Source organism: Pacificibacter sp., from assembly GCF_039769035.1.
Taxonomy (GTDB): Bacteria; Pseudomonadota; Alphaproteobacteria; order Rhodobacterales; family Rhodobacteraceae; genus Celeribacter.
The window spans coordinates 1-25,246 of record NZ_JBDMZG010000096.1 but is presented as its reverse complement, the minus strand read 5'-3'; the positions used below and the strand labels follow the sequence as shown (position 1 = coordinate 25,246).

Genomic DNA, 25,246 nt, shown 5'->3' with positions numbered 1-25,246 from the left:
GACAAATTCCCGTCGCTGAGCCAACCCGAGCCTGCCTATCACGGCTTGTGCTTTGGGGCGGCTTTAGGGCCTATGGCGTTCACATTCCACGGCATCGCCATCGGTCTGCGCGACCTCGGCATTACCATGAACCCCCAAGGCGCGCATTACACTCTGATGGGGATCGAAACCCTGTCTTTGCGCATGCAACGCCATGTGGAAAACGCCGCTAAAGTCGCCGAATGGCTGGAAAAAGACCCACGCGTTGAGGCCGTGACCTACGCAGGACTGGACTCGTCCCCTTATAAAGACCGCATGGCGCGCATCTGTCCCAAAGGCGCAGGCGGCCTGTTCACCGTGGCGCTCAAAGGCGGCTATGACGCCTGTGTGGCGACCGTGGATAAAATGGAGCTGTTCAGCCACGTGGCCAACTTGGGCGACACCCGCTCGCTTGTGATCCACCCCGCATCGACCACGCACCGCCAACTGTCCGAGGCCGAACAGCTGAAAGCCGGCGCCGCGCCAAACGTGCTGCGCCTGTCTATCGGGATTGAAGATGTGGCGGATATTATTGCTGACTTGGATCAAGCGATTCAGTAGCGCCTGTAGGATGGAAACGACGAAACCCGCTCTCGTTTGAGGGCGGGTTTTTCTATGTGAGCTTGGAGTATTGCTGTAAACTTTTTGCTAAATCAAGTTTGCTGTACTCAATGACGGCGTTGCGATCTTAAACAAATTTTAGGTTTCTTGAGTGACAATGGCACCAATGTATGCGTAACTTTCGACAACGGTAGCAAGTGTTGCGTATTGACTCGCAAGGCACTTGACTTTGAGAAGCCAGTCCTGCATAAAGTACTCGAGGCGCAAGCTTGTATTGCCCTCTTTCCGAGGCCCGCGCGCAAGCGTGGGTTTTCGTGTTTTTGGAGATACTTTGACCTACGTAGTGTATTTGGACGAATTTGGGCACATTGGACCGTACATCAGCCGAACAGACCCACGTCATAATGATAGCCCTGTCTTTGGCTTGGCTGGGTTCGCGCTACCAATAGATCAAGTGCGAGGGTTCGGTACATGGTTCTACCAACGCAAACAAGACTTGCTCAAATTTGAGATCAACCGGTCAGGCCAACACCCCGCGGTCTGGGAAAAGAAGGGCGCCAGCCTCTACACAGTAACGAATGTCGAAAACTATGAAGAACTCCGTAGATTCACATTCAGGTTATTTAACAAGATAGATAAGTTAGGTGGCTTTCTCTTTCATGTTGGGGGCACAAAACCTCAATCGCCAGAAAAGCATAACCCAAACCAACTTTACCGCATTGTTTTGAGGGAAGCGATCAAACGCCTTAACCAATATTGTGAAGAGGATTGTGATCCAAATGAGAATTTCATTCTGACACTTGATGAACACGATCAGCGAGACGCCCTTATAACAGAAGCTGCCATTGCTATGTACAACCCTGCTGAACCTCGGCGATGTCTTATCGAACCACCGTTCCAGGTTGAAAGTCACCGCTACCAAACAATGCAAGCAGCTGACTGGATTGCCGGGCTAGTAGGGCGTTTGGGTGCGGTCTGGAAAGCTCCTGACGAGTTCCCAGAAAACGAGGTTTTCAGAACATATTTTGAAGACCGCTTTAATCAAAAGTCCGTTCGAAGCGGCATTCGCGGTTAGCCACGCCCCCTACTCAGCCGCCTTGGCAATCTCGGGCTTGATGTATTTGTCCATGATCTCGACTGTAATCGGCCCTGCAAAGCGGTAGGTGATTTCGCCCTCGGCGTTGACCACATAGGTCTCGGGCACGCCGTATAGCCCCCATTCCAGCGCTGTGCGGCCTGGCTCGTCTGCGCCGATGGCGGCATAGGGATTGCCGAGTTCATTTAAGAACCCGATGGCGGCCTCAGGTTTGTCCTTGTAGTTGATGCCATAGATCGTCACGCCCTCGCCTGCCATGGTCTCAAGCTGCGGGTGCTCAGCGCGGCAGGGCGCGCACCAAGAGGCCCAGTAGTTGACCAATTTGACACCGCCTGTGCGCAGCATAGCGTCATCCAGCGGCGCGAGGTCGCCAAGCGGTGTGACGCGCGCAATAGACGGCGCGTCTTTGCCCGCTTTGGCAGAAGGCAATTGATTGGGGTCTTCGCGGTTCATGCCAAAGATGAACAGGCTGGCCAGACCAACGAATAAGACGGGCGGCAAGGCCATGAGAGGGGAAAATTTAGCCATGGGTTTTGCGGCGCTCCTCGGCGGCTTGTAGACGTTTTTTCACTTTGGCAGAGCGGATCAGCGACAAGGCAATCAGTCCACCCAAAAGCGCGAATGTGATGCCGTAAGCGGCCAAAACATCGCCAGCGTATTTTCCAAGATCAGGCATCATCCCTTCACCCTTTCGCGTGTTTCAATGGCGTGCAATCGGCGCAAGCGGATTTCGGTGCGGGTGCGCAAAAGCACAAGCGCTAAGAACAGTAAGACAAAGCCTGCAAGCGCCACCAAGGCCGGATACCAAAACACATCCGCGACGTTTTCGGCCTTGTCCAAGGACAAAGACGCGCCTTGGTGCAGGCCTTGGTTCCAAAAGTTGACGGCATAGCGTGACAGCAGGGCAAACACAGAGCCCACGAGGCACAAAACCGATGTGAGATCAGCGGCTGTGTCTGGGTCTTCAATCGCTTCCCAAAGCGCTAAGTAGCCGACATAAAACAGAAAAAGGATCAAGAAAGACGTGAGACGCGGGTCCCATTCCCAGTATGTGCCCCACATCGGCTTGCCCCAAATCGCGCCTGTTGCCAAAGCGATCAGCGTCATAATCATGCCCACAGGGGCGGCAGCTTTGGCGGCCAAAGCGGACACATGATGGCGACGGATCAGCCAGATCAAAGACGCGACCAGCATCATCAGCCAAGCGTTGATGGCGATCATGGCAGAGGGCACATGGATGTAGAAAATCTTGACCGTAGACCCTTGGCGGTAGTCATCAGGGGTAAAGAAAAACCCCCAGACCAGCCCCGCCACGAACAAGGCTGCCGCAAGGATGGATATGACAGGCAGCGCTTTGTCCGTCCAAGTCATAAACTTGCGCGGATTTGCCCATTCCCAAAGTGATGCCATGTCTGTCTCTCCAATTTGACGCTCACCATATGGGCAAGCGGCGGTCTTCTCAACTCAAGTTACCGTCAGCGCAAGGAAATGCGAATAGCGGCGGCTGCGGCAAAGGGCAGCAAGGCGATGGCCCCTGCGGTGATCCCGCCCTGCATCAACAGGGGCGTGGTGACTTCGAACCCTTGCGCACCGCGCCGCACAACTTCGGCGCCGAAAATTAGCGTCGGAATATAGAGCGGCAAGACAAGCAAGCTCATCAGCAACCCACCACGTTTCAGCCCCACGGTGATGGCTGCTCCAAAGGCACCGATGAAAGACAAAGCAGGCGTGCCGATCAGCAGTGTGATAATCAGCCACTTGTAAGCTGCCATGTCCAGATGCAGCAGCACGCCCAACAATGGCGCCGCAATGACCAAAGGCAGGCCCGTGGTGATCCAATGGGCCAGCGCTTTCATAGCGACCAAGCCTTCGAGCGGCACAGGGGCGGTGGCCAGCAAATCGAGCGAGCCATCTTCATAATCCAGCGCAAAAATACGGTCGAGGGACAAAAGGCATGCGAGCAAAGCCCCAACCCATAAAACACCTGGCGCGATGGCGGCAAGCCGTTCGGAATTGGGGCCAACGCCAAAGGGCACCAGCGTCACAAGGATCAAAAAGAACCCAAGACCAAGGCCAAATCCGCCCCCGGCCCTGAGCGCTAAAATCAGATCACGCATCAACAGCCGGATCATAGGAAGGCCTCGTCAAATGCGCCGGAAATGACTGTGGGATCAGCGCGATAAGGCGTCACATCCAAGACCTGCGCCTCAAAGCCAAGGTCAATATGCGTGGCTACAATCATCGCGCCGCCCGCTGCGATGTGATCTGCAACGGCGGCGGCGAATAATGCGACAGAGGCCGCATCGAGCGACACAGTCGGTTCGTCCAACACCCACACAGGGCGGCCTGTGACCAGCAGTCGTGCGAGGCCCAAACGGCGCTTTTGGCCCGCAGACATGTTGCCCGCCATACGATCCGCCAAAGGATTAAGATCAAAGGCGTTCAGCGCAGGTGCGATATCGCCGCCGCCGTAAACACCAGACCAAAACTTCAGGTTTTCACGGGCGGTCAGCGTCGATTTCAACCCATCCGCATGGGCGGCGTAAGCCACAGCATCCTCGGCGCAAGTCACCGATCCAGTGAGCGGCCGTTGCAGCCCCGCCAGCGTACGCAAGAGCGTGGTTTTGCCCGCACCGTTGGGACCGCGCAGAACCAGAACCTCGCCGGCTTTGACTGCGAAGTTCAGCCCCTCAAGAACGGGTACGCCACCACGGGCAACGCTAAGATCAGTGACAGATAGAATGCTCATACACCCGAGCCTACAGGCAATAGCGCGCGCATCAAACGGGCAAAAGTGCCACAGCCACACGACGCCCCTCAGAGGCCAAGATATTATAGCTGCGACAAGCCGTTGGCGTGGCCATAACTTCGGCGCCAATACCAGCCGCATCCAAAGCGCTGCGCAGCGCGGGTGGCAAGTAGGCCAGCTGTTCGCCCGTGCCAAACAAGATGAAATCCACCTGATCTTTCAGCGCCAACAAAGGTGCTGCGTCATCCATGCCACCCCAAGCGGAAATATCAGCCGCCAGCATCAGCATTGCGCCTTCATGCACCTCGCCTTGGACGCGGAAAAAACCCGGTCCATAGCTGTCAATCGGCACAGCACCATCAAAGGCCATCTCGTTAATATGCATGACTGTCTCCGGCTCCTAGCGTGAATTGAGAGTGGAAAAGACCAGCGCAGGAAGCCCCGCGCTGGCCTGTAAAAATTTAAACAGCGCTGCCGTCTGTTTGGATGCCTGGGGTCGGATCTTTCTTTTCCCAGTCGCGTTTCACGCCAAGCCAGAGCAAGAACTTCGACGCCACAAAGACGGATGACCACGTACCGACAATGACACCCAAAGTCATCGCGAAGACAAAGCCACGGATCACATCACCGCCCAAGACCAGCAAAGCGATCAGAGCGATCAACGTGGTGCCAGAGGTCATGATCGTACGCGCCAAAGTTTCGTTGATCGAAAGGTTCAGCACGCCAGAGAGTTCCAGCTTTTTGTACTTGCGCAGGTTCTCACGCACGCGGTCAAACACAACCACTGTATCGTTGAGCGAGTAGCCCACGATGGTCAAAAGCGCTGCGATAATCGTCAGATCAAACTGGATCTTGAAGATCGCAAAGATCCCGATCGTAATGGCAACATCGTGCACCAAAGCGGCCACGGCCCCCAAAGCAAACTGCCATTCAAAACGCAGCCAAATGTAGAACAGCACCGCGCCAATAGCGGCCGCAACAGCCAAAATAGCGGTTTGGATCAACTCACCAGAGACCTTCGGCCCCACCGATTCCACAGAGGGGAAAGTGATGCTTGGATCAACGGCTTGCAGCGCCTCTTCGACAATTGCGATGATTTCTGGCGTGACCGCCTCCACCTCGTCTTGTGCCTCAATGCGCACCATGGCGACGTGTTGGTTTTCGTCGAAATTCGGATCAAACACTTCGGTAATGGACACATCGCCCAGCCCCAAAGGCTCCATCGCCGCACGGTAATCGGCAACGCTCACAGCGCTTTCAGATTGGGTGCGAATGGTTGTACCGCCGCGGAAATCGATCCCAAAGTTCAGCCCGAGCACCGCAAATGCGATCAAAGCTGCCGCCACAGAAGAGGCCGAAAGACCAAATGTGATTTTGGCGTATTTAAAGAAGTCGACCTTGGTGTTATCGCGCACAAGTTTCACGCCAGACAGTTTCCAGCCCTTGCGGTTCTTGCGGTGGTACCAGATCGCCACCATCGCGCGGGTCACGTAGATCGCAGTGAACACGGATGTGATGATGCCCAAAGCCAAAGTCACAGCAAAGCCCTTCACCGGACCAGAGCCCATGATGAACAAAATAGCCGCCGTGATAAAGGTGGTGATATTGGCGTCGATGATCGCAGAAAGCGCTTTTTCATAGCCCAGCTCGATCGCCCGCCCCGGCCCTTTCGAGGTTTTCAACTCTTCGCGAATACGTTCGAAAACCAACACGTTTGCATCCACGGCCATGCCGACTGTCAACACAATCCCCGCGATACCCGGCAGGGTCAGCGTCGCACCAATTGCAGACAACAAGCCAAACAAAAGTGCGACGTTGATCACCAAGGCCACATTGGCCATCATCCCGAACAGCCCGTAGGCCAGGCCCATGAACACCAAAACGGCCGCAAAGGCGACCATGGTCGCAATTTTACCTGCGGCAATGGAATCTGCGCCAAGCTCTGGTCCAATGGTGCGTTCTTCTAGGAAGTTGATCTTAGCTGGCAAAGCACCTGCGCGCAGCAAAACGGCCAGTTCCGTAGATTCCTCAACAGTGAAGTTACCAGAAATTTGACCTGAACCGCCACGAATAGCTTCGTTGATGCGCGGTGCAGAAATGACTTCGTTGTCCAATACAATGGCAAACGGAGCGCCGACATTGGCAGCCGTGTAATCGCCAAATTTACGCGCGCCCGTTGGGTTGAAGCGGAACGTCACCGCAGGCTGACCGTTTTGGTCAAACGCAGGCTGGCTGTCCGTCAATTCGTCGCCTGTCACAACGGGGCTGTCTTCCAAGATATAGTAAATGCCGTTGCCTGAAATATCAGGCGCGATGAAATTGCGCGCTCCGGGGGCTTGATCAGGATTGCTTGCCTGACCCACCACAGGATGGAACGTCAATTTCGCGGTGGTGCCGATCAAAGATTTCAGCTCAGCAGCCGACCCGATCCCTGGCACCTGAATGAGAATACGGTCATCCCCTTGGCGCTGGATCGTCGGCTCACGCGTACCGACCTCATCCACACGACGGCGAATAATTTCAAGCGACTGCTGCATCGTGCGATCGTCTGTCGCGGCTTTTTCAGCTTCAGACAGTTCAATCGTGATCACATCATTGTTCGCGCTGACGACGATGTCGTTTTGGCCAGCCGACGTCAAAGACACCACAGGGTTGGCCAAGGTGCGCACAGTCCGCAAAGCCGTTTCCATTTGGTCAGGCTTGGAAATACGCACACGCAACAACCCGTCAGGCGCATCCACGCGGCGAATGGTGCCGATGGTGTCACGCTCATCGCGCAAAGCATCACGCACAGACGGCCAATAGCCATCCATCCGCGCCTTGTAGACTTCCGTCACATTCACTTCACCCAGCAAATGCGCCCCGCCCCGCAGGTCAAGCCCGAGATTGACGACGTTCTCCGCCAGCCATGTCGGCCAAGCATCGCGCTCTGCCGCCAGTTCCGTTGTCTCTCCCGACGTCTCAATCTTGGCAATCGCCTGATTGTGCGTGTCCACGCGGTTGTAAAACGCGTTGGGCAAAGCGGCGTACAGACCTAAGGCCACAAGGCCCCAAATGACGATCCGTTTCCAAAGAGAAAAGTTGAGCATGTAACAGCCTATATGCGGGGGCGCTGCGCGATCTGTCGCGGTTGCGCGGGTTATTTATCTGGGTCTTAAACGTTCAAAGGCCCGCCGATCAGCGAGCCTTTTATATCTATGTAGAAACCTTAAGCCGCTGGCTCAGTTTTCGAAATCACGTTGGCCAATGTCCCTTTCAAAACGCGCACTTTCACGCCTTCTGCAATTTCCACTTCCAATTCGCCGTCTTCTTTAACCTTGGTCACTTTGCCCATCAGGCCACCAGCCGTCACAACCTGATCACCACGACGCACAGCGTCAATCATCGCGCGGTGCTCTTTGGCTTTCTTTTGCTGTGGGCGGATCATGAGGAAATACATGATCGCGAAAATCGCAATAAGAGGTACGAATTGCATGATTGGGTTGCCGCCTGCGCCGCCTGCGGCCTGAGCAAATGCTGGTGATACGAACATGTGTCGTCCTTTGTCAAAAACGGCGCATCTTGCGCGCCTATGTCAGTCAAAAAAGGCAGTCCCCCGCCCCTCAGTCGTCGGGCACCCTATAGGCGGCTTTTACCCTTTGCAAGCAGACCCCATAAGGAAACTAGCGGGAAACTGAAGGGTTTCTCCCGCACGTCCCAATGCTACACGCCTACAGGCCATTTACCCCACGATAAGAGCAGCTTTCCTTGCTCATATAGTTGGGGTTCTAAAGAAGTGAACTGGTCAATGAACGAAAAAATACAATTGTCGCCTCTGTGGAGCATTAAGGTACACCATATTTTCGGAAACCGCGCACCATCGGTAGCTTTGTCGGCTTTGTATTTCTCCGATCCACACTCACCGTTTTCGCCTTCGCATTCACATCACTGATTTCTCATTCGCCGCAATGGCGCGATTGATCCGCTTGCAACAATGGCTGCCGAGCGCCCAAACCCGCTTTAGCCTGCACCCGCTTGATCCTATCCGCGCCCTATTGCATAAGCGGGGCATCTAATCTCAATCCAAGGACTCCCCCGATGCATGACATCAAAGCCATTCGCGAAAATCCTGATGCTTTTGACGCCGCCATGGCGCGCCGTGGGCTGTCTGGGCTGTCATCGCAAATCTTGGACATCGATTCCGCCCGCCGTGCTTTAATTGCTGAAGCCGAAGAGGCAAAAGCCACACAGAACAAGGCCTCCAAAGAGGTGGGTGCTGCCAAAGCCCGTGGCGACGAGGACGAATTCCAACGTCTGCGCAGCCTAGTTTCTGAAAGCAAAGCCAATATCGCGCGTTTGAATGACGAAGCCAAAGCCAAAGACGCAGAGCTGACAGATTTTCTCGCCCGCATCCCCAACGTGCCAGCGCCAGACGCGCCAGACGGCAAGGATGAGGACGAGAACGTCGAGGTCAAAACGTGGGGCGATGTGCCTTCTTTTGATTTTGAACCCAAAGAACACTACGAGCTGGCGTCCGTTGCGGCCTCAATGGATTTCGAGACAGCGGCCAAGATTTCCGGTTCGCGCTTTGTGTTGTTGTCCGGCGGCGTGGCGCGCATCCACCGTGCGCTCGCACAATTCATGATCGACACCCACGTGGACGAAAACGGTCTGACCGAAGTGAACCCTCCTGTGTTGGTGCGCGACGAAGCCATGTACGGTACTGATAAGTTGCCGAAATTCGGCGAAGACAGCTACCGCACCGAAGACGACATGTGGCTGGTGCCGACCTCCGAAGTGCCGTTGACTTATATCGCCGCGGGCCATGTGATTGACGAAAGCTACCTGCCGCGCCGTTACGCCGCGCACACACTGTGTTTCCGCTCAGAGGCAGGATCAGCGGGCCGCGACACATCCGGCATGCTGCGCCAACACCAGTTCGAGAAAGTCGAAATGGTATCTGTGACGCACCCAGACGAATCCGACGCGGAACAAGCCCGCATGTTGGGTTGCGCAGAAGGCATCTTGGAAAAGCTCGGCGTGCCCTACCGCACCGTCGATCTGTGCACAGGCGACATCGGCTTCGGCGCGCGCCGCACATTCGACATCGAAGCTTGGTTGCCCGGTCAAAACGCCTACCGCGAGATTTCCTCTGTTTCCACCACAGGCGATTTCCAAGCCCGCCGCATGAACGCGCGCTTCAAGCCAGCCGACGGCGGCAAGCCTGAGTTCGTGCACACGCTCAACGGTTCTGGCTTGGCCGTGGGGCGTACATTGATTGCGGTGCTGGAAAACGGTCAAAACGCAGATGGCACAGTGACCCTGCCCGACGTCCTTGCGCCTTACTTGGGCGGCAAACTGACCTTGGGTCAGGACGGAACGCTCAGCTAAAATCAACAACTTTGATTGATAAGAACGGCGTCCATTCGGGCGCCGTTTTTATATGAGCGCAGCAGCCATCCGCGCCACATCGTCAACTTTGTCGGACATGGGCAGACGTTTAGCGAAGATGTCAGCGAGAGACACCCAAGCCGCATCCAGCGCGTCATCATCGGCGACGGGATCGCCAGACACATATTCGCACAGCACAGCGCCGAGTACGAAATGATGGGTCACGTTCCCTTGCATTTCGCGATGGATAAATTCAGCGGTATCAATAAGTTGCACAGGTTTGGCGATGATACCCGTTTCCTCATGCAATTCGCGCACAGCCGCTTCGGCAAAGGTTTCGCCGAACTCCACATGGCCCCCTGCATAGCCCCAAGTGCCCGCATCTGGCGGGTTCTTGCGCTGCACCAAAAGCGCGTCATCGCCCCGCAGCACGACGGCCAGAGCACCGAGCTTGGGCTGCTGCGCCATCACTTGGCCGCTTTGCGCGCAGCGATTTTTTCCAGCATCGGTTTGAGGTAGCGCCCCGTGTGCGAGGCCTCCACATTGGCGACCTCTTCGGGCGTACCTGTGGCCACGATCATGCCGCCGCCATCGCCGCCTTCTGGGCCGATGTCGATGATGTGGTCGGCGGTTTTGATCACGTCCAAGTTATGCTCAATCACGATCATGGAATTGCCCTGATCGACCAACTCATGCAGCACTTCGAGCAGTTTTTTCACGTCCTCGAAATGCAGGCCTGTTGTGGGCTCATCAAGGATATAGAGCGTGCGCCCCGTAGAGCGTTTCGCCAGCTCTTTGGACAGTTTCACCCGCTGCGCCTCGCCGCCCGACAGGGTCGTCGCCTGTTGGCCGACTTTGATATAACCAAGCCCCACACGCATCAGCGCGTCCATCTTGTCGCGGATGCTTGGCACGGCTTTGAAAAACTCTTGCGCGTCCTCAACAGTCATATCAAGAACATCGGCTATGCTCTTGCCTTTAAACTGAACTTCCAAGGTTTCGCGATTGTAACGCGCGCCTTTGCAGGTCTCGCATTCAACGTAAACATCGGGCAAAAAGTGCATCTCGATCTTGATCACACCATCGCCTTGGCAGGCCTCACAGCGCCCCCCTTTGACGTTGAAACTAAAGCGGCCGGGTTTATAGCCGCGCGCTTTGGATTCCGGCAAACCAGCGAACCACTCGCGGATCGGAGTGAAAGCACCGGTGTAAGTCGCAGGGTTCGAGCGCGGCGTGCGGCCGATGGGGCGTTGGTCGATATCGATGACTTTGTCGAGGTGCTCCAAGCCCTTGATCGCCTCGCAAGGCGCAGGGGTTTGCCGCGCACCGTTCAATCGCATAGAGGCGGTTTTAAACAAGGTTTCCAACGTCAAAGTGGATTTGCCGCCGCCAGACACGCCTGAGACCACAACAAACTGCCCCAGCGGAAATTCAGCAGTGACGTTTTTCAGATTGTTGCCCGTGGCCTTGACCACTTTGATCTTTTTCTTATTGCCCTTACGGCGCACTTCAGGGATCGGCACCTCGCGTTTGCCGGTCAGATAATCGCCCGTGATCGACCCTTTGGCCTTTTCAATCTGCTTCGGCGTGCCTTTGGCCACCACCTGCCCGCCATGAACACCAGCCCCTGGGCCGATATCGAACACATAGTCCGCCTCGCGGATCATGTCCTCGTCATGTTCGACCACAATCACCGTATTGCCTTGATTGCGCAGGTTTTTCAGCGTGCCGATCAGGCGATCATTGTCGCGCTGATGCAAGCCGATGGAGGGCTCATCGAGCACGTAAAGCACGCCTTGCAAGCCTGATCCGATTTGCGAAGCCAGACGAATACGTTGGCTTTCACCGCCAGAAAGCGTGCCCGAATTGCGCGACAAAGACAGGTACTCAAGCCCCACATTGTTCAAAAACCCAAGCCGTTCGCGGATTTCTTTGATGATGGCTTTGGCGATTTCCTGCTTTTGCTTGCTCAGGCTGTCGTTGATGCCATCGATCCACACGTAGGCTTCCTTGATAGACATCTGCACCACTTCGCCTGCATGCAACCGCGCCGCTTCGGGGCCAATTTTCACCGCCAAAGCTTCGGGACGCAGACGGAAGCCATTGCAATGGCCACAGTGGCGGTTGTTTTGGTAGCGTTCAAATTCTTCGCGAATCCAGTTGGAATCCGTCTCGCGGTAACGGCGCTCCATGTTGGGGATCACACCCTCAAAAGAGCGCGTGACCTCATAAACGCGGCCGCCTTCGTCGTAGCGGAATTTGATTTCTTCCTCGCCGGAGCCGTATAAAAAAACCTGCTTCACATGGGCTGGAATGTCTTTCCACGGAGATGAAGCCTTGAATTCATAATGTTCTGCGATGGCCTCGATCGTTTGGCGGAAATAGGGGGATTTTCCTTTGCGCCACGGGGCGATCGCACCGTCATAGACCTTGAGCGTGGCGTCAGGCACCACGAGGCGTTCATCAAAAAACAGCTCGACCCCGAGCCCATCACATTTCGGGCAGGCCCCGAATGGCGCGTTAAAGGAAAACAGCCGCGGTTCGATTTCAGGGATGGTAAAACCAGACACCGGACAAGCGAAGTTTTCGGAAAATGTCAGGCGCTCCACCTCGCCTTCGCCCTCCCGCGGGGCGGTTTCCAAAATGGCGATGCCATCGGCCAAATCCAGCGCCGTGCGCAGGGAATCCGCCAAACGGGTTTCCAAGCCTTCACGGACGACAATACGGTCCACGACCACGTCGATGTCATGGCGATATTTTTTGTCCAAGGTGGGCGGCTCGTCGAGCTCGTAAAATTCGCCGTCGACTTTTACCCGTTGAAAGCCCTGTTTGCGTAGATCAAGGAATTCTTTGCGGTATTCGCCTTTGCGATCGCGCACGATCGGCGCAAGCAAAAACCCCCGCGTGCCCTCCGCCAGTGTCATCACGATATCGACCATATCTTGCACCTGTTGCGCCTCAATCGGGTCGCCCGTGGCGGGGCTATAAGGCGTGCCAGCGCGGGCGAACAACAGACGCAGATAATCGTAAATCTCGGTCACAGTGCCCACAGTCGAGCGCGGATTTTTCGATGTGGTTTTTTGTTCAATCGAGATCGCAGGGCTGAGACCCGCGATGTGATCCACGTCAGGTTTCCCCATCATATCAAGGAATTGACGGGCATAGGCGCTCAAGGATTCGACATAGCGCCGCTGTCCTTCGGCGTAAATCGTATCAAAGGCGAGCGAGGATTTACCCGACCCAGACAGCCCTGTGATGACAACCAATTCATCGCGTGGAATATCCACATCGATGTTCTTAAGGTTGTGCTCGCGCGCGCCTCTGACTTCGATTGATTTCAGCTCTGCCATGTGCCTGCCACCCGTATAGATTCACGCATAAATTAACGCTTTGCACATATCTAACGGGCAATCGGACATGTTCCAATAGAAAAATGAGAACATTAGGCGAACATTAACATTATCTGGGTCACATTGCTGTATGGCGCAACGCAAGACCGCGCGGCGAGATCAGAAACCTCATTTGGTGACTTGATCACAGAAATTTTGAACTAGAGGAGCTAAAAACACGACAAAACATACAATCGAAAGCACACCCTATGTTTGCCATGTTCAAGTCAGGCCCAACAATTTCAGTCCCCGAAGTCGAAGCCGGCTTACGCCAAGGCACATTGGTCTTGATCGACGTGCGAGACCCAAGCGAAATCAAGCAGTCAGGCATGGCGAAAGGGGCGATCAGTCTGCCCTTAGCCACCCTATCCATGCGCGCAAATCCGTCTTCGCCCGAATGCATTGCGGAGCTTAAATCAGGTAAAGACATTGTGCTTTATTGTGCCTCTGGTGCGCGCTCCGCTGGTGCCGCACGTATGTTGACGCAAATGGGCCATGCGCCGGTCATTAACCTCGGCGGCCTTGGCGATTGGATACAGGGCGGCGGCGACATCACGCGCGCATAAGGTCTGACAGATCTACGTTATTCGGCAGGCTCAACAGCCGCGGCCCCGTCAAAGGTCGCTTGTTCCGTGCTGGCCATTTGCCCGCCCGCGTTTGGTTCGTCTGGTCCAAAATAGATGTCTCGGCGCGCAGAAAAACGGCCCGCAATAAACCGCATAAATTCGGTGACACGTGGCACGTGGCGCAAATCAGGATGGGTCAAAATCCAAATCGGAAAGTGATCATCCAGCGCGAATTGCGGCACACGTACAAGCTTTGGATCACCGCCACCAACCAAATGGGTACAGCGCACAACGCCGTGTCCCAAATGCGCCGCAGAGATCGCGGAAATCATATCATCCGTCTTCAACGCCATGCGACAGCTGGGCATATTCGCAAACAACGTCGGCGGACAAACATTGTCCCAAGCCGTGAACCCGATATAAGGCAACGGCGTTTCTGTATCGACGCCGTCCAACACGTCCTTGTACTCTTCCAAGAACGCAGGCGAGGCAAACCACCCTGCCCGCTGCTGCACCATCATGCGGCCCCAAAGGCTTTCTTCAGGTGAACTGCTGACACGAATGGCGATATCCGCCTCGCGCTTGTGCAGATTAAGGACTTCGGTAGAGCCACAGATTTGAATGTCGATAAACGGATGCAACCGTTTGAATTCTTTTAGGTCTTCTGCGAAGTGATCCTCGGCCACGAGCGGCGGAATAGTGATCCGCAACTCGCCTTCCTCGGTCTCATCACGGGCGGCCAAAGCAATATCCAGCGCCACCATGCGAGCTTCGACTTCCTCGGCATGGGCGATGGCAACTTTACCTGCCTCTGTGGCTTGCAAGCCTGAGGCCAACCGCGTGAAAAACCGAACACCCGCGGCTTCTTCAGCCCGTGAAAGCTGGCGCGAGACAGTGGCGTGATTAACCCCAAGCACGCGCGCAGCACCAGACAGCCCGCCTTCGCGTGCCACTGCCAAAATATATCGAAGGGAATCCCAATCCGTCATAGGAAGAGCATAGGGGTGCATTTATTTGTGCACAACCCCCGCGCCCATGCTTCGCGATTAAGAACACCTACCGAACTTATGCAAGCAGCTACAACACAAACGCAAAGCGGGGTCAGATGTCCTCGGGCGTCCTGTCGCCAACCTGTTCCACAACACTGTGAAACCGCGGAAAAACGCCCGTAAAGTGGATCGGGACAACACTTAGAAGCAGTGACACCGTCACGCAAAGGATCTTGAGCCACATAGGAAGCGCGAGTTCATGACGGAAGTCCAAACTGTTCAACAAGTGGATCGCAGCGTCCCGATCATGAGAAAAAACACAAATCTGCGCGCCTCCCATTGCCACGGCAAAATTCGGGATCACGCTGTGAGACTGTGCGCCCGCTAGAAACAATGGAATGTCGGCGGCCTCAAATGCGGCTGTCAGCAACGAAAAATCGGACACACCATAGGCGCGTCCGATTTCTATCAATTGTGATGTCATATCAAAGGGCTTTCAAAATGCCCCTTAAATATGCAGCGCGCGCCCATATGCATCAAGCACGGATTCGTGCATCATTTCTGACATGGTCGGGTGCGGGAAGACGGTTTGCATCAGGTCTTCTTCGGTGGTCTCAAGCTGACGTCCGATGACATAGCCCTGGATCATCTCGGTGACTTCAGCGCCAACCATATGCGCGCCCAAAAGCTCGCCTGTGACTTCGTCAAACACGGTTTTCACAAGGCCTTCGGCTTCGCCCATGGCCACAGCTTTACCGTTGCCGATGAATGGGAATTTGCCGACTTTGACTTTGTAGCCCGCTTCTTTCGCTTTCGCTTCGGTCAGACCGACTGAGGCCACTTGTGGGTGACAGTATGTACAGCCCGCGATGGAATTTGGCTTGATCGCGTGGGCTTTAAGGCCGGCAACCAGCTCGGCCACCATAACGCCTTCATGGGACGCTTTGTGGGCCAGCCACGGCGCACCTGCGACATCACCAATCGCGAACACGCCGTCCACACCCGTGCGGCAGTATTCGTCTGTGACGATGTGCGTGCGGTCAATTTTGACGCCGAGCTCTTCGAGACCAAGGTTTTCAACATTGCCCACGATACCCACCGCGGAAATCACCGTGTCAAATTCTTGCGTTGTTGTGCCTTTGGCGTCCTCCAAATGGGCCACAACTTTGCCCGCAGAGCGGTCGAGTTTTTTGACGGTGGTTTTTTCGAGGATTTTCATGCCTTGCTTGACGAATTGCTTTTTCGCAAATGTGGAAATGTCTTTGTCTTCCACCGGCAACACGCGGTCCATGACTTCGACCACAGTCGTGTCAGCGCCGAGCGTGTTGTAGAAAGACGCAAATTCAATGCCAATCGCGCCAGAGCCGATGACCAAGAGCTTTTTCGGCATCCGAGTTGGCACAAGTGCTTGACGGTAGGCCCAAACCAGATCGCCGTCGGCCTCAAGACCAGGCAATTCACGCGCACGCGCGCCGGTGGCGACGATGATGTTTTTACCTGTCAGGGTTTCGGTGCCCTTGTCGGTTGTGACGATCACTTGGCCTTTGCCAGCCAATTTGGCCTCGCCCATGATGGACGTGATTTTGTTTTTCTTGAACAGGCCTTTGATGCCGCCATTCATTTGCTTGGCAACACCGCGTGAACGCTGGACAATAGCGTCGAGATCAAATCCGATTTTGTCTGCAGACAGGCCGTAATCTTTGGCGCGTTCCATTTGGTGATAAATCTCAGCTGAACGCAGCAACGCTTTGGTCGGGATACAGCCCCAGTTGAGACAAATGCCCCCAAGGTTTTCACGCTCAATACACGCAACGGACAGACCGAGCTGTGCTGCGCGAATTGCGGCCACATAACCACCCGGACCGGCACCGATTACAACGAGATCAAAAGATTTATCAGACATGGGGATCCTCCCGAAACCAAATTTAGTTTGAAGCTAAACTACTTTTGAAAATCGGGCAACGGGTCCTGTGCAATTGAACGCGAAAGGCCGCATCCCACCTGACGCATAGCTCAGACGGAAAACGCATAGGTCCAGTATTTTGTTATGTATTACAAGGCTTAAGCCGCTTTTGGCGACAAGCACTCAAGCGCAAAACGATACCCGCCCTTGGACAAAAACACCTTTTCTGCGGCATTTGTGGCACGCTTGAGCGCTTCGTTGCGGTATGGGAACCGCCCAAACTCACGGATCACATTGCGATGCGCCTTGGCGTGGGTGAGGTTGTCGTCGCTCGAATTCATGCGCTCTTTGAACAAACACACGTTGCGCTCTTGGTCTGTGAGGCACTCAGAATGCATCAACGGCATGTAGAAGAACTGGCGCGCAGGCACGTCAATTTTCATATCCCAGCCTTTGGAAATCGCGGCTTTCGCGGCAGCCAATGCAATGCGATCTGAAGCAAAGCTTTTGCCGTCACCGCGGAACATATTGCGCGGCATTTGATCGTTGAGAATGATGTAAGCCAAGGCCCCAGACGCGTAAGTCAGCCAAAGCGAAAATGCACCTTCTTGCGCCTTTTCCCAAGCTGGCAAAAACCGATCGCGGATTTTTGCATCAACCGCATCATTTGCAACATACCAATCTTTGGGTGAGAGCTCATCGAGCCAGAAGGACAACACTTCATCTGGTGTGACAATGGGCTTTTGCGACTTGATATAGGCCATGGGGTCTCTCCGTTATGGCGTGCCGTTACATAAAATCGTTACAATCACAGGTATTTGACGCAAGGGGAGCATTTCCCAAATCACGTCAAATTTGCAAATGTTGCGCAATTGAGACAGTTTGCGCAATGTTCGGTATACTGCGGTATATCAAACGCCTTTTTAGGCAGCATCTTCTGCCTCTTCTTCAGCCTGTTCAATCGCCCATTCCTGCGCCACTTCAGATGCAACAAGCGTTGAAGACGGCATAACCGCGACATAAGCGGCGGTTTCATCCACCGGAATTGCGGCGCGGCGCGTCATCCGCCAAGCGGCATAGCCCACGATGGACAGCATCAACACAGCTTGGATCACCCAATAGCCAGCGGGGCCAAACACGCCCATCAGCCAGCCTGCCACAACAGGACCGCCCACAGCACCAACTCCATTGATAAAGATCAGACCGCCAGAGGAGCCCGCCATATCATCAGGGTCGAGATAGTCATTGGTATGCGCAATCAGCAAAGAATAGAGCGGGGTTGCCATCCCCCCTGCTACAACAGCGACCCCGACAGCCACATAGAGATGCGTGCCAACAATACTGCCCACGACACAAGCCACACCACCAACAGCAGCCGCGCCTAAAATCACCAAACGGCGGTCCATACGATCCGATATCCAGCCAATCGGAATCTGAAAAATCACAGCACCGATAAAGATGCCCGCAATAAAGATCGACACTTCCGGCAAAGAAAAGCCTGCTTGAATGGCGTAGACCGACGACATTCCCAATTGGGCAGCAAACACGCCCCCCATCAAAAACATGCCAACACAGCCCAAGGGTGACACCTGAAATAACCGGCGCAGCGTCATGGATTTAGACGTCTCGAAAGGCGGCGTGGGCGACACTGAAAGCAAAATCGGCGCGAAAGAAATTGAGACCAATACTGACGGCACGATGAACAGGACATAACCCGATGGATCGCCAAGAGACAAAATGCCTTGCGCGATCACCATGCCGACCATCTGCACCATCATATAGGCCGACAAGGTCTTGCCGCGCATCTCGTTGGTGGTGGCATTGTTGAGCCAGCTTTCCGCCGTCACGTAAACGCCAGAGAAACAAAACCCCAACACGATGCGCAACAGGGTCCACACGATGGGGTCCGTGAGTGTTGGAAAAATGATCAAAGCCGCCGAAATGAATGAGGCCAGTGCGGCAAAGACTCGCACATGGCCGACGCGGCGGATCAAATGTGGTGTGATTTGCGAACCACCCAAAAAGCCAAGGAAATAGCCCGACATGACGATGGACAGGGCAAAGGTGGAAAACCCTTCCAAGCCGCCGCGCACCCCCAAGACCGAGCCTTGCAGGCCATTGCCGATCATCAAAAGCAACATGCCGAGCAACAATGCCGACGAAGACGCAAGAACCTGACGCATGGGGCCACCTTATGAGTTGAAACACACGGGACTGACGCGACTCACTGAGGCGTTTGCGTCCTACAGATCACCGATATCTGAGGAATTCGAACGAAGAAAGAAATTTCCCCCCCCTGACGCTGCGCCAACATCACGGTAAGGCAAGAAAGACAGGCCATTTGGCCCCTGCTCCGCGACATTTCAGCACTTTTGGCATGTCTCAAATAATATGTTCAGAAGTCCTATCCCCCCATGAAATCGTAAATTTTGCGGTTTGACAGTCCCAAATCATCGGCCTATCAAAGCCGCACCAGGGGCGCCGAAAGGCTGAGACGTACCCTTTGAACCTGAACCAGATAATGCTGGCGGAGGGAGGTGTTGCGTTCCGCTTTGTCGCGGGCGTTGTCCCTTTTTTCGACAGAAAAGGAGACAAAATGACACCGCAATCCCTTATTATTTCTCTGCGCGACCAAAACCCGTTGGTGCACTGCATGACCAATTTCGTTGCGATGAATGTCGCCGCAAATGTTGTTCTTGCCGCAGGCGCGTCGCCCGCCATGGTACACGCGCAGGACGAGATCGCTGACTTCACACCGATCTGTGGCGCGCTGACGATCAACATTGGCACGCTGTCACCTGCATGGGCCGCTAGCATGTTGGAAGCGGCACGCACTGCAGCTGACAAAAACATCCCTTGGGTGCTCGATCCTGTTGCGCATTTCATTTCGGCGTATCGCAAAAGCGTCGCTCAAGACTTGATGGCCCTGCGCCCGACAATTCTGCGCGGCAATGCGTCTGAAATCATGGCAATGGCCGGCGAAGCAGGTGCGGGCAAAGGCGCTGACAGTGGTGATAGTGTCGATGCGGCCCAAGATGCAGCGCGCGCGCTGGCGCAAAAGTTCGGCTCAGTCGTGGCCGTCACTGGTCCCGTTGATTTCGTCACGGACGGCACACGATCCGCGCAGGTCGCGGGCGGATCAGACCTTATGCCAAAAGTCACAGCATTAGGGTGTTCACAAACGGCTTTGATGGGCGCATATGCCGCCAGTGGCCCCGCGTTTGAGGCGGCTCTTGCGACCTTGGCGCATTTCAAAGTTGCAGGCACTCAAGCCGCAGAACGCGCGGACGGACCTGGCAGTTTTCAGATGCATTTCTTGGATGCTTTGGCGGCAACCCAGCCCGAAAACTTGGCAGCGGCGATCCTATGATGATGGATCTGCGGTCAAAATTGCAGCTTTATTTGGTGACAGACACGGCGCTGTGCAGCGATGTTGGCTTGGTCGAAACAGTTATGCAGGCCGTGGCTGGTGGCGTGACCATGGTGCAACTGCGCGCCAAAGACGCGACCACACTCGAACGGATTGATATGGCATGGCGACTGAAAGTCGCCCTTGCCGGCACCGGCGTGCCGTTGGTGATAAACGACGATGTCGAGGCCGCCTGTGCTGCAAATGTCGACGGCGCGCATATTGGCCAAGGCGATATGACGCCAGAGCAAGCGCGCGCCCTATTGGGGCCATCAAAAATCCTCGGGCTGTCTTGCGAAACACCGCAAACGGTCAAGGCTGCGGACACGGGGCGTGTCGACTATTTGGGGCTTGGGCCAGTTTTTGGCACGCCAACCAAATCAGATCACAAAGCACCGATTGGATTTGACGGGTTGGCGCAGCTGGTGACGCTTTCCCACGTGCCAACTGTGGCTATCGGAGGTCTAAAAGCAGACCACCAAGATCAAGTCTGGGCCACAGGTGCCGATGGTCTGGCCGTGGTGTCTGCAATTTGTGGCCAGCCAAATCCCAGACATGCCGCAGAGCAGTTCAGATCAAAAATCAGAACGTCGGAGGTACAAGCATGACCCCCAATGTTCTGAGTATTGCAGGATCTGACCCCTCAGGGGGTGCGGGCATACAAGCCGACATCAAAGCTATCTCCGCCAACGGGGCGTTTGCCATGGCGGCGCTCACGGCGCTGACCGCGCAAAACACCACCGGCGTGCAGGACATTCATCTGGTCCCCCCCGCCTTTGTGCAAAGCCAGATTACGTCAGTCTTCGACGACATTTCTGTACACGCCGTCAAAATCGGGATGATCGCCAACGCCGAAATCGCGCAGGCCGTGGCGAACGCGCTCAGCGGGCGAGACGTTCCGATTGTGCTTGATCCGGTGATGATTGCAAAAGGTGGTGCCGCATTGCTGGACCCTGATGCTGTTGGCGTTGTGCGCGATGCACTTTTGCCGATGGCTACGGTGCTGACGCCGAACCTTCCCGAAGCTGCACATTTATTGGGAACAGATGTGGCAACAACGCGCCCTGAAATGGAAACCCAAGGGCGCGCCCTTTGCGGGCTTGGATGCAAAGCCGTTTTGATGAAGGGCGGGCATTTGGACGGCGCTGAAAGCCCCGACTGCCTTGTCACAAAGGACACTGCAACGTGGTTCGAAAGTCCGCGCACTTTGACGCAAAACACGCATGGCACGGGGTGCACCCTATCGTCAGCGCTTGCCGCACAGATCGCCCAAGGCGGCGATATCGTGACTGCAGTCTCTGCGGCAAAGTCCTACGTCACCCATGCCATCGCCCAAGCAGACCGATTGCAAGTCGGCACGGGCCATGGCCCTGTCCACCATTTCGCACATTTATACGACACCTCAAAAGGAGCGTGATTATGAAATCTATTTTACTGGCGAGCGCTATTTCCATCTACGCAGCGCCACTTTGGGCGCAAGACAAAATGACACTGATGCTCGATTGGTTCGTCAACCCAGACCACGGGCCGATCATTGTCGCCCAAGAAAAAGGGTACTTCGCCGACGTCGATCTTGACGTTGAGATCATCGCCCCCGCGGACCCATCAGATCCGCCAAAATTGGTCGCAGCGGACAAGATCGACTTGGCGATTTCCTATCAGCCGCAGTTGCACATGTTCGCGCATGAAGAGCTGCCCTTGGTGCGTGTCGGCACGCTTGTGGCGACCCCACTGAATTGCCTTTTGGTACTGGCAGATGGTCCGATCACGTCTCCGCAAATACTTAAGGGGAAGAAAGTCGGTTTCTCTGTTGGTGGTGTGGAAGAGGCTGTGTTGGGCCGCGTTTTAGACACACACGGGCTGACGCTTGATGATGTGGAATTGATCAACGTGAATTGGTCGCTGTCCCCGTCGTTGATGTCTGGCCAAGTCGATGCGGTGATTGGCGCGTTTCGCAATTTTGAGTTGAACCAAATGGATATCGAAGGCGTGCCCGGGCGGTGTTTTTACGTCGAAGAAGAAGGCCTGCCGCCTTATGACGAATTGATTTATGTGGCCCACAAAGACACCATGAACCCCGATATGATCCGGCGATTTTTGGCCGCGACGCAAAAGGCGACGCAATATATCGTCAACCATCCTCAAGACAGTTGGGACATCTTTTCAAGCACCGCGCCAGAGCTGCAAGACGAGTTGAATGCGCGTGCTTGGGTCGACACTTTGCCGCGATTTGCCCTGCGCCCTGCGGCGATCGACATTGGGCGCTATGCCGCGTTCGAGACCTTTATGTATGACGCTGGCCTGATCCCAGGCATCAATCCTGTTTCCACCATCGCCATAGACGTGAGCGCGCCATGAGCCCGCATTCATATGGCGACACTTTCGCACTTTGGCGCGCTGGCAGCGGATCTGACTGGCAGGCCTACACGCATCACCCCTTCGTCACAGGCCTTGCGGACGGGACATTACCGCGCGCGGCATTCGTGCATTATCTCATCCAAGATTACGTCTTTTTGGTGCATTTCGCCCGTGCGTGGTCGTTGGCCGTGGTCAAAGCCGACACGCTAGACGAGATGAAAACCTGTGCCAGCACCGTGAACGCGTTGGTCAGCCATGAAATGGCGTTGCATGTCAAAACCTGCGCCGCCGAAGGCATTGATGAGGCGACTTTATTTGCCGCCACCGAAGAACTCGAAAACCTTGCCTACACCCGTTACGTCATGGACGCTGGGGTGCAGGGTGATTTTTTGGACTTGATGGCAGCACTTGCGCCGTGTTGTTTTGGCTATGGTGAAATCGGGCTGAGATTGCACAAGGAAGCCGCACCTGACACGCCCTATCGTGACTGGATCGAGACTTATGCTGATCCAGAATATCAAAGCGTCATGACAAATGTCGGTCATATGATTGACGCCGCGATGTCGCGGCGATTGGGCCACGCCTCCGCAGATGTCGTGCGTGCACCACGCTGGGCACAGCTGCAACATCGGTTCACCACGGCCACGCGTCTTGAAACCGCATTTTGGGATATGGGGCTACGTGGCGCATGACGGGTGCCCCTGCGATTCATCTGAATGGTCACGTTGAAATCGCGGGGCAGCCCCTGTTTGGCACCGTGGATTTGACGCTCCCTGCGGGGCAATGGACCTGTGTTCTCGGGCGCTCCGGCGTTGGCAAGTCCACGCTGTTGCGCAGTGTCGCGGGGCTTAACGGCGACGATGCAAGGTGCAGCCAGTTTCGAGGTTCTATTGAGGCGTCTGATGGGGCAGAGCTGTCAGGGCGGGTCAGTTTTATGGCGCAGTCAGATGTGGTTTTGCCGTGGCTATCGGTGCTCGAAAACATCGTTTTGGGGCCGCGCCTGCGCGGCACGTCGCCCGATTTAGAAAGCGCCAATGAGCTGCTCAAACGGGTGGGTCTTGCGGCGCACCGCCACAAAAAAACGTCTGCTTTGTCGGGGGGCATGCGTCAGCGCGTCGCCTTGGCGCGCACGTTGATGGAAGACCGTCCTATCGCGTTGCTGGACGAACCTTTTTCGGCGCTGGATGCCAGTACGCGCGCAGATATGCAGGATCTTTCGGCGCAGATGCTAAGCGGTAAAACAGTTCTGATTGTGACCCATGATCCTGCAGAAGCGGTCCGGTTGGGGCATCAAATTGCGGTCCTGACGCCGGAGGGAGCAACGTTGTGGCAACCGCCAAATGCAAGCCCGCCACGCGGCCAATATGCACCCGAGACTATCGATTGTCAGGCCGCATTACTGGCGCATTTGCGGGGGGCGGTATGAGCAAGTTGGGATACGCTTTCGGCGCGATTGTGTTTGGGTTGGGATTTTGGATGTTGGTGATCTGGGTCACGGGCGCCCCAAGTTTTATTTTACCCACCCCGTGGCGCGTGGTGCAGGCGGCGTGGGACAACCGCGCGCTGATTGGAGCACATACGCTGATCACCGCGACCGAAGTCATATTAGGTCTTAGCATTGGTTCTGCCTTGGGCATCATGACCGCCATTCAACTGGCACTGTCGCAACGGCTTTACCGTGTGGTGATGCCGCTGTTGGTTTTCACCCAAGCCGTGCCAGTGTTCGCCATCGCGCCTTTGTTGACGCTGTGGTTGGGATACGGGATCGCCTCGAAGGTGCTAATGGCCGTGTTGATCATCTATTTTCCTGTGACCAGTGCGTTTTACGACGGGCTGACGCGTGTGCCGCGCGACATCACCGATATGGCGCGCACAATGAATGGCACCCGCTGGCAGAGCATGCGGCGGATCACGATCCTCCATGCGCTGCCATCATTGGGCACGGGGCTAAAATTGGCGGCCGTTTATGCCCCGATTGGCGCCATCATCGGGGAATGGGTCGGTGCGTCGCGGGGCCTTGGATATTTGATGCTGCTGGCAAATGGACACGCGAAAACAGACCTGATGTTTGCAGCCCTGTTGGCCCTTGTGCTTATGACACTCACCGTATCTGTCGCGGTCAATACGCTCGCTGCACGTTTGAAATGGGACTGACCCGGCGCGGGCGTTATTCCTCGTGCGGCAACAACAACGACGAGTCGCCATAGGAAAAGAAGCGGTATTCCTGTGAAATCGCATGCGCGTAGACCTCACGGATGCGGTCGTATCCGAGCACAGCCGAGACCAGCATCATCAGCGTCGATTTGGGCAGATGGAAATTGGTCATCAACGCATCGGCGGCGTGAAAGGTGAAACCAGGGCGAATGAAAATATCGGTCTCGCCCAAAAACGGCGCAATCTGCCCCGTCTCGCGCGCAGCGCTTTCGATCAAACGCAAAGCCGTGGTGCCCACGGGAATGACACGTCCGCCATTGGCCTTTGTGGTGGCGATCTGTGCGGCGGCCTCGGGCGACACCTCGCCCCATTCGGCATGCATTTTGTGATCATCAACGTTGTCGACTTTGACGGGCAAAAACGTGCCCGCGCCAACGTGCAACGTGACATAGGTGATCTCGACCCCTTTTGCCTGCAGTGCTGCCAACAAAGGCGCATCAAAGTGCAACGACGCAGTGGGGGCCGCCACGGCGCCCAGAGTTTTGGCCCAAACCGTTTGATAATCTTCTTTGTCTTGCGCGTCGGCCTTGCGCAGGGCTTCGATATAGGGCGGCAAAGGCATGGCCCCCGCTGCGTTCAAAGCCGCATCAAAATCATCGCCCGTAAGGTTAAACGTCAAAAAAG

At 55.4% G+C, this 25,246-nt stretch carries 27 protein-coding genes and 1 riboswitch; of the genes, 11 read left to right on the top strand and 16 right to left on the bottom strand.

Annotated features, from left to right (window positions below):
- Positions 1-579 (top strand): PLP-dependent transferase (locus tag ABF287_RS09050; RefSeq protein ID WP_347184687.1); only part of this gene is annotated, 579 nt, incomplete at its 5' end.
- Between the two features lie 331 nt (positions 580-910).
- A complete protein-coding gene (locus ABF287_RS09045; protein WP_347184686.1) occupies positions 911-1,654 on the top strand; it encodes a DUF3800 domain-containing protein in 744 nt (247 codons plus the stop codon).
- Positions 1,655-1,663: 9 nt separating this feature from the next.
- Here ABF287_RS09045 and ABF287_RS09040 read toward each other — a convergent pair whose 3' ends face one another.
- The 8 genes from ABF287_RS09040 to yajC form a co-directional block, all read right to left on the bottom strand.
- Positions 1,664-2,203 carry a DsbE family thiol:disulfide interchange protein gene (locus ABF287_RS09040; protein ID WP_347184685.1) on the bottom strand — a complete coding sequence of 180 codons (540 nt, stop codon included), beginning with the start codon at positions 2,201-2,203 and terminating at the stop codon, positions 1,664-1,666.
- Entirely contained in the window at positions 2,196-2,354 is a 159-nt protein-coding gene (gene ccmD / locus ABF287_RS09035; RefSeq protein ID WP_347184684.1) for a heme exporter protein CcmD, read from the bottom strand. The genes ABF287_RS09040 and ccmD overlap by 8 nt, the downstream gene beginning before the upstream one ends.
- The gene (locus ABF287_RS09030) at positions 2,351-3,085 is read right to left on the bottom strand and encodes a heme ABC transporter permease (RefSeq protein ID WP_347184683.1); all 735 of its coding nucleotides are present in this window, start codon (positions 3,083-3,085) and stop codon (positions 2,351-2,353) included. The genes ccmD and ABF287_RS09030 overlap by 4 nt, the downstream gene beginning before the upstream one ends.
- Before the next feature lie 65 nt (positions 3,086-3,150).
- Positions 3,151-3,807, bottom strand: coding sequence for a heme exporter protein CcmB (gene ccmB / locus ABF287_RS09025; RefSeq protein ID WP_347184682.1), 657 nt, complete (start codon positions 3,805-3,807; stop codon positions 3,151-3,153).
- On the bottom strand, positions 3,804-4,424 hold the full coding sequence (gene ccmA / locus ABF287_RS09020) for a heme ABC exporter ATP-binding protein CcmA (protein WP_347184681.1): 621 nt from the start codon (positions 4,422-4,424) through the stop codon (positions 3,804-3,806). Before ccmA ends, ccmB begins: the two co-directional genes overlap by 4 nt.
- Before the next feature lie 31 nt (positions 4,425-4,455).
- Positions 4,456-4,809: an Mth938-like domain-containing protein gene (locus ABF287_RS09015; protein WP_347184680.1), complete on the bottom strand. Its 354-nt coding sequence runs from the start codon at positions 4,807-4,809 to the stop codon at positions 4,456-4,458.
- Positions 4,810-4,885: 76 nt separating this feature from the next.
- Positions 4,886-7,513, bottom strand: coding sequence for a protein translocase subunit SecD (gene secD, locus ABF287_RS09010; RefSeq protein WP_347184679.1), 2,628 nt, complete (start codon positions 7,511-7,513; stop codon positions 4,886-4,888).
- A gap of 119 nt (positions 7,514-7,632) precedes the next feature.
- Complete coding sequence (yajC, locus tag ABF287_RS09005) at positions 7,633-7,956, bottom strand: preprotein translocase subunit YajC (RefSeq protein ID WP_347184678.1); 324 nt, start codon at positions 7,954-7,956, stop codon at positions 7,633-7,635.
- 545 nt (positions 7,957-8,501) lie between these two features.
- Between yajC and serS the strand changes: the two genes are divergently transcribed.
- A complete protein-coding gene (serS, locus tag ABF287_RS09000; protein ID WP_347184677.1) occupies positions 8,502-9,794 on the top strand; it encodes a serine--tRNA ligase in 1,293 nt (430 codons plus the stop codon).
- Between the two features lie 48 nt (positions 9,795-9,842).
- On the opposite strand, the gene ABF287_RS08995 is transcribed toward serS, so the two are convergent.
- Positions 9,843-10,262 (bottom strand): NUDIX hydrolase, encoded by a 420-nt coding sequence (locus ABF287_RS08995; protein ID WP_347184676.1) that lies wholly within the window; start codon positions 10,260-10,262, stop codon positions 9,843-9,845.
- Positions 10,262-13,144: an excinuclease ABC subunit UvrA gene (gene uvrA, locus ABF287_RS08990; RefSeq protein WP_347184675.1), complete on the bottom strand. Its 2,883-nt coding sequence runs from the start codon at positions 13,142-13,144 to the stop codon at positions 10,262-10,264. Before uvrA ends, ABF287_RS08995 begins: the two co-directional genes overlap by 1 nt.
- Positions 13,145-13,392: 248 nt before the next feature.
- Here uvrA and ABF287_RS08985 point away from each other — a divergent pair, with 248 nt between their 5' ends.
- A complete protein-coding gene (locus ABF287_RS08985; RefSeq protein WP_347184674.1) occupies positions 13,393-13,749 on the top strand; it encodes a rhodanese-like domain-containing protein in 357 nt (118 codons plus the stop codon).
- 17 nt (positions 13,750-13,766) lie between these two features.
- Here the strand turns inward: ABF287_RS08985 and ABF287_RS08980 are convergent, their stop codons facing one another.
- From ABF287_RS08980 to ABF287_RS08960, 5 genes are all read right to left on the bottom strand, one after another.
- A complete protein-coding gene (locus ABF287_RS08980; RefSeq protein ID WP_347184673.1) occupies positions 13,767-14,738 on the bottom strand; it encodes a LysR family transcriptional regulator in 972 nt (323 codons plus the stop codon).
- A 112-nt stretch (positions 14,739-14,850) separates the two neighbouring features.
- Complete coding sequence (locus ABF287_RS08975) at positions 14,851-15,222, bottom strand: hypothetical protein (protein ID WP_347184672.1); 372 nt, start codon at positions 15,220-15,222, stop codon at positions 14,851-14,853.
- Between the two features lie 24 nt (positions 15,223-15,246).
- On the bottom strand, positions 15,247-16,641 hold the full coding sequence (lpdA, locus tag ABF287_RS08970) for a dihydrolipoyl dehydrogenase (RefSeq protein ID WP_347184671.1): 1,395 nt from the start codon (positions 16,639-16,641) through the stop codon (positions 15,247-15,249).
- 158 nt (positions 16,642-16,799) lie between these two features.
- Positions 16,800-17,378, bottom strand: coding sequence for a DUF924 family protein (locus ABF287_RS08965; RefSeq protein ID WP_347184688.1), 579 nt, complete (start codon positions 17,376-17,378; stop codon positions 16,800-16,802).
- Between the two features lie 186 nt (positions 17,379-17,564).
- Complete coding sequence (locus tag ABF287_RS08960; RefSeq protein WP_347184670.1) at positions 17,565-18,824, bottom strand: MFS transporter; 1,260 nt, start codon at positions 18,822-18,824, stop codon at positions 17,565-17,567.
- Positions 18,825-19,105: 281 nt separating this feature from the next.
- Positions 19,106-19,194, top strand: a riboswitch (TPP riboswitch).
- Between the two features lie 43 nt (positions 19,195-19,237).
- Between ABF287_RS08960 and thiM the strand changes: the two genes are divergently transcribed.
- Genes thiM through ABF287_RS08925 form a run of 7 tightly spaced genes read left to right on the top strand, consistent with a single transcriptional unit; the run spans position 19,238 to position 24,562 of the window.
- Positions 19,238-20,011 carry a hydroxyethylthiazole kinase gene (thiM, locus tag ABF287_RS08955; protein WP_347184669.1) on the top strand — a complete coding sequence of 258 codons (774 nt, stop codon included), beginning with the start codon at positions 19,238-19,240 and terminating at the stop codon, positions 20,009-20,011.
- Positions 20,008-20,658 (top strand): thiamine phosphate synthase, encoded by a 651-nt coding sequence (thiE, locus tag ABF287_RS08950; RefSeq protein WP_347184668.1) that lies wholly within the window; start codon positions 20,008-20,010, stop codon positions 20,656-20,658. The genes thiM and thiE overlap by 4 nt, the downstream gene beginning before the upstream one ends.
- A complete protein-coding gene (gene thiD, locus ABF287_RS08945) occupies positions 20,655-21,467 on the top strand; it encodes a bifunctional hydroxymethylpyrimidine kinase/phosphomethylpyrimidine kinase (protein ID WP_347184667.1) in 813 nt (270 codons plus the stop codon). Before thiE ends, thiD begins: the two co-directional genes overlap by 4 nt.
- A 2-nt stretch (positions 21,468-21,469) precedes the next feature.
- Entirely contained in the window at positions 21,470-22,408 is a 939-nt protein-coding gene (locus ABF287_RS08940) for an ABC transporter substrate-binding protein (protein WP_347184666.1), read from the top strand.
- The gene (tenA, locus tag ABF287_RS08935; RefSeq protein ID WP_347184665.1) at positions 22,405-23,100 is read left to right on the top strand and encodes a thiaminase II; all 696 of its coding nucleotides are present in this window, start codon (positions 22,405-22,407) and stop codon (positions 23,098-23,100) included. Before ABF287_RS08940 ends, tenA begins: the two co-directional genes overlap by 4 nt.
- Positions 23,097-23,834, top strand: a complete 738-nt coding sequence (locus ABF287_RS08930) for an ABC transporter ATP-binding protein (RefSeq protein ID WP_347184664.1) — start codon at positions 23,097-23,099, stop codon at positions 23,832-23,834. The genes tenA and ABF287_RS08930 overlap by 4 nt, the downstream gene beginning before the upstream one ends.
- Positions 23,831-24,562 (top strand): ABC transporter permease, encoded by a 732-nt coding sequence (locus ABF287_RS08925; RefSeq protein WP_347184663.1) that lies wholly within the window; start codon positions 23,831-23,833, stop codon positions 24,560-24,562. The genes ABF287_RS08930 and ABF287_RS08925 overlap by 4 nt, the downstream gene beginning before the upstream one ends.
- A 13-nt stretch (positions 24,563-24,575) precedes the next feature.
- On the opposite strand, the gene queA is transcribed toward ABF287_RS08925, so the two are convergent.
- A partial coding sequence (gene queA, locus ABF287_RS08920; RefSeq protein ID WP_347184662.1) for a tRNA preQ1(34) S-adenosylmethionine ribosyltransferase-isomerase QueA occupies positions 24,576-25,246 on the bottom strand: 671 nt, incomplete at its 5' end.

Bases quoted from the DNA above. Each gene is read 5' to 3' on its own strand.
- ABF287_RS09040 (WP_347184685.1), bottom strand. From the start codon at position 2,203: ATGGCTAAATTTTCCCCTCTCATGGCCTTGCCGCCCGTCTTATTCGTT.
- ccmD (WP_347184684.1), bottom strand. From the start codon at position 2,354: ATGATGCCTGATCTTGGAAAATACGCTGGCGATGTTTTGGCCGCTTAC.
- ABF287_RS09030 (WP_347184683.1), bottom strand. From the start codon at position 3,085: ATGGCATCACTTTGGGAATGGGCAAATCCGCGCAAGTTTATGACTTGG.
- ccmB (WP_347184682.1), bottom strand. From the start codon at position 3,807: ATGATCCGGCTGTTGATGCGTGATCTGATTTTAGCGCTCAGGGCCGGG.
- ccmA (WP_347184681.1), bottom strand. From the start codon at position 4,424: ATGAGCATTCTATCTGTCACTGATCTTAGCGTTGCCCGTGGTGGCGTA.
- ABF287_RS09015 (WP_347184680.1), bottom strand. From the start codon at position 4,809: ATGCATATTAACGAGATGGCCTTTGATGGTGCTGTGCCGATTGACAGC.
- secD (WP_347184679.1), bottom strand. From the start codon at position 7,513: ATGCTCAACTTTTCTCTTTGGAAACGGATCGTCATTTGGGGCCTTGTG.
- yajC (WP_347184678.1), bottom strand. From the start codon at position 7,956: ATGTTCGTATCACCAGCATTTGCTCAGGCCGCAGGCGGCGCAGGCGGC.
- serS (WP_347184677.1), top strand. From the start codon at position 8,502: ATGCATGACATCAAAGCCATTCGCGAAAATCCTGATGCTTTTGACGCC.
- ABF287_RS08995 (WP_347184676.1), bottom strand. From the start codon at position 10,262: ATGGCGCAGCAGCCCAAGCTCGGTGCTCTGGCCGTCGTGCTGCGGGGC.
- uvrA (WP_347184675.1), bottom strand. From the start codon at position 13,144: ATGGCAGAGCTGAAATCAATCGAAGTCAGAGGCGCGCGCGAGCACAAC.
- ABF287_RS08985 (WP_347184674.1), top strand. From the start codon at position 13,393: ATGTTTGCCATGTTCAAGTCAGGCCCAACAATTTCAGTCCCCGAAGTC.
- ABF287_RS08980 (WP_347184673.1), bottom strand. From the start codon at position 14,738: ATGACGGATTGGGATTCCCTTCGATATATTTTGGCAGTGGCACGCGAA.
- ABF287_RS08975 (WP_347184672.1), bottom strand. From the start codon at position 15,222: ATGACATCACAATTGATAGAAATCGGACGCGCCTATGGTGTGTCCGAT.
- lpdA (WP_347184671.1), bottom strand. From the start codon at position 16,641: ATGTCTGATAAATCTTTTGATCTCGTTGTAATCGGTGCCGGTCCGGGT.
- ABF287_RS08960 (WP_347184670.1), bottom strand. From the start codon at position 18,824: ATGCGTCAGGTTCTTGCGTCTTCGTCGGCATTGTTGCTCGGCATGTTG.
- thiM (WP_347184669.1), top strand. From the start codon at position 19,238: ATGACACCGCAATCCCTTATTATTTCTCTGCGCGACCAAAACCCGTTG.
- thiE (WP_347184668.1), top strand. From the start codon at position 20,008: ATGATGATGGATCTGCGGTCAAAATTGCAGCTTTATTTGGTGACAGAC.
- thiD (WP_347184667.1), top strand. From the start codon at position 20,655: ATGACCCCCAATGTTCTGAGTATTGCAGGATCTGACCCCTCAGGGGGT.
- ABF287_RS08940 (WP_347184666.1), top strand. From the start codon at position 21,470: ATGAAATCTATTTTACTGGCGAGCGCTATTTCCATCTACGCAGCGCCA.
- tenA (WP_347184665.1), top strand. From the start codon at position 22,405: ATGAGCCCGCATTCATATGGCGACACTTTCGCACTTTGGCGCGCTGGC.
- ABF287_RS08930 (WP_347184664.1), top strand. From the start codon at position 23,097: ATGACGGGTGCCCCTGCGATTCATCTGAATGGTCACGTTGAAATCGCG.
- ABF287_RS08925 (WP_347184663.1), top strand. From the start codon at position 23,831: ATGAGCAAGTTGGGATACGCTTTCGGCGCGATTGTGTTTGGGTTGGGA.